2 protein-coding genes and 1 pseudogene are annotated in these 2,974 nt (G+C 50.8%); 2 read left to right on the top strand and 1 reads right to left on the bottom strand.

Annotation, left to right across the window (positions count from 1 at the left end; genetic code table 11):
* The first annotated feature begins 112 nt into the window (after positions 1 to 112).
* Both fraC and PN477_RS06350 read left to right on the top strand, forming a co-directional pair.
* On the top strand, positions 113 to 736 hold the full coding sequence (fraC, locus tag PN477_RS06355) for a filament integrity protein FraC (RefSeq protein WP_272117188.1): 624 nt from the start codon (positions 113 to 115) through the stop codon (positions 734 to 736).
* A gap of 2 nt (positions 737 to 738) precedes the next feature.
* The gene (locus PN477_RS06350) at positions 739 to 1,689 is read left to right on the top strand and encodes a DUF5357 family protein (RefSeq protein WP_272117186.1); all 951 of its coding nucleotides are present in this window, start codon (positions 739 to 741) and stop codon (positions 1,687 to 1,689) included.
* A gap of 127 nt (positions 1,690 to 1,816) precedes the next feature.
* Here the strand turns inward: PN477_RS06350 and PN477_RS06345 are convergent.
* Positions 1,817 to 2,836, bottom strand: a pseudogene (locus tag PN477_RS06345) (IS200/IS605 family accessory protein TnpB-related protein); the annotation flags it as partial.
* Positions 2,837 to 2,974 lie beyond the last annotated feature (138 nt).

Below are 2,974 nucleotides of genomic sequence, written 5' to 3'. Positions count from 1 at the left end.
TGCATCCCAGTTGTGCAACCCCTCACCCAACCCTCTCCCGCAGGAGAGGGCTTTTGGCTCCCTTCTCCTGCGGGAGAAGGGCTGGGGATGAGGGTTCTACCTGGCGAGCAATATGAATCTGCAAAAGTGGGATGCACCCTTTATCTTTGTTTCTGTGGAGACGATTCTCAAGAGCCTAACGATGCCGGATATTCTTGCTTGGACTGTATTTCCCGCCCCGATCATTGTCTTTCAATTGCTTTCTCTGGTGTTTAGCATCGCCATTGAAGCCTATATTTTTTCCCGAAAATTACTGTTGACTCGTCGGGAGTGCATTCAATATTCGGTGACCATTAATCTGATGAGTGCGATCGCGCTTTGGGTTTTAGGGTTTGTGATTCAGGGACTGCTACCCAAACCCCTCAAACTCCAACTGATTAGTTACATTGTATTGGGTCAAGGCTATGACTTTCAGAATTTAGCGATCTTAAACATTTCCATTGTTTTATTATTTATCTTAATCTTTTTTATTGTCTGTATTGTGGAATTTAAAGGCTTAGATTTCATCGAAGTGATGTTTAGTGATTGGCCAGAATCCGACCCCGATCACGAGGATTCTTCATTGGTTCAGTATCTATTGCAAGCCCTGACCTACACCGATCCCCAAAAAATATCCGCCATTTTTTGGGCTAATGCCTTCAGCAACAGCGCGATTCTCCTCGTGCTCTTGCTGGCTCTGTTGCAATATTACGGATAGCCATGGCGAAATTTTTCGGCTTTCTCTTCAAACTGGTCAAACCCCCACAGTTTAACTCGTGGCAAACCTTCACCGCCCTCGCTGTGTTCTTTTTTATCAGTGCGATCGCCGCCAATGACTTTTTACGAGAAGTGCTCGCTTTCACGAGTTTCATCTGTTTGGGAATTGGCGTGACCTGGGCCGGTTTAGAACAATCATGGGTGATTACCCCCTGGTTAACCTCGGCATTTATCTGCCTCTTTTTACGGGGATTACTCAACATCAGCCCCCAGATTCTGCTGTTGGGTTGGCTGCCGGGTGCGGCCTGCTTGGCAATTATTCCCCACTGTGTCCGGTCGGATTTTTCCTGGCATCCCCCGAATCTCGCCTCGCGGCGTTACCTGACGATCCTGTTTACCAGTCAGTTGTTATTGACCTGTTGGCTGGAGTTCTTTTTTGTGGTGCAGGGGTGGATTGTGGCCTATCCGAGTTTGTTGGTGGATGATTTTAGTCAGAGTTTGTTTGTGCGTCAGGTGCAGATGGGGACGGAGCCGCTACCGCGCAGTATTCAACTCTTGAACCTGCTGCGTCCGGCGATTGAAATGCAGTTGGGGAATAAGGACTGGCCGACGATGGAACGCTGGCTTCAGCAACTCTACACCGTGCCCCACAGGATGGATGATTTGGTCGTCCCGGCCCTGGCGAAGGCGGATTGGCCAAACTTGCCGGAAAATGAGTTTTGGCAGGTAACGGCGATCGCATCACCCTCCCCCGATCGCCCCGATGGTTATCAACTCCGCTGGATTGCTCAATGGACGGGGCCGCGATCGCCCGCCGCCGAAGAAAACAACCCCTACGACAGCGATCTCCTCTGCACCCTCTACCCCGAAAACCAAGCCAGCTACGTCGAATGCAACGAAGCCCGACAGATCAACGCACCTACGTCAGAGGATCTCACCCCCTTTCTGGAATGATCCGGGGTACAAGGGGCTGAAGCCCCTGACCCGAAGCGACTCAAAAACAAGGTGGCTTCAGCCCCTTGCTCCCGTTTAAACCACCAATGAAGCTCTCCCCACCTGCCTGCGGCGAGGTGGGGGTGTCCTATGCTAACCCCGGACTCTTCTGAGTCCACAGATCACACAAACAAGCCCAGCTTCTAGGCGAACCTCCAGAACATTGGCTGGAAGGCTCCTCACTGTCCTTTCGGCGAGAGAGCTGAAGAATCCCTCTTGCGGCAATATTTTGACTTCCATTCAGGTCGCAGTTATACCGCTTCCCGCTGGCAAACACAGCCAGAGCATAGTTTTTTGCATCTCGCTTCACCATCCCAGACCCATCGTAAGCCAGTTTCGAGGTGTAGGCAGCCTTAACCTCAATTACCTTCCCACTCCTTTCTTGCCACTTCATTTCCGTATAATCGCGAATTTTTGCCTTGAGCCAGCCATGAAACCGTTGGCGCAACGTTGAGCGTTTCCGCCCCCCCTTCGCCTTCCAACCCTTCAGGTTCTCAAAAACAATTGCCTCCGCGTTGAACGCAGTGGCAATCTGGACAATCCGCTTAGAAACGATGTGACTGATCTGGTTATTGATGTTGGCGCATTTGCGATAGGTCTGGGCACAGAAGCCCTTGTGGAGCTTCCCTCCCTTTCCCATCGTCTTCCTTGCCCGCATTGAAACGGACTTCAGTCGTTGGTCTCGACGGTCTATGTCTCTGCCAGGGTGAATAAATTCACGATGGATTACAGTGCCGCCAAAGGTTACGACTGTGACTGTTGCGGTGGTATTGATTCCCAAATCGACCGCCACAACATTGTTATCTGGGTTCCGTTTCTCTGGGACACAATCAAACGGAACGGAGAGATGACAAGCTCGGTTATTGAAGATCAAAGCGGGGGACAGCATTTTGTTGCCCGGTATCCCATGGCGTTCCCGCAGCCCGGTGATCTGAACCTTTGTCCAAATCCAATCTGTTCCGGTAAATACTTTGACCTCAATAGCACGATAGCCATGGAGTTTGTAGCATTGACCTTTGTACAGAACTGGATAACAACCGGCTTCAGCCTTGAGGATGGGGGGTTTTGCCTCCCGACGCTGACGCGATAGCCCACATTGCCATTCTCGTTGACATACTCCCCCACTAAACCCTACGGGCTATAGTGGGAGATTCTGAACAGCCAGTTACCTGACCATTTATCCACTCAAACAACGAGAGTTGCAGAGGGTTGCTAGGCTCAACGACTAACGCCATTGATTTATCCT

This window comes from Spirulina subsalsa CS-330, assembly GCF_028330765.1.
GTDB classification, from domain to species: domain Bacteria; phylum Cyanobacteriota; class Cyanobacteriia; order Cyanobacteriales; family Spirulinaceae; genus Spirulina; species Spirulina subsalsa_A.
Note: the sequence above shows the minus strand (reverse complement) of the source record. Positions and strands in the feature narration are given on the sequence as shown.

Coding starts and splice junctions, on each gene's coding strand:
- fraC (WP_272117188.1), top strand. CDS start 113: ATGAATCTGCAAAAGTGGGATGCACCCTTTATCTTTGTTTCTGTGGAG.
- PN477_RS06350 (WP_272117186.1), top strand. CDS start 739: ATGGCGAAATTTTTCGGCTTTCTCTTCAAACTGGTCAAACCCCCACAG.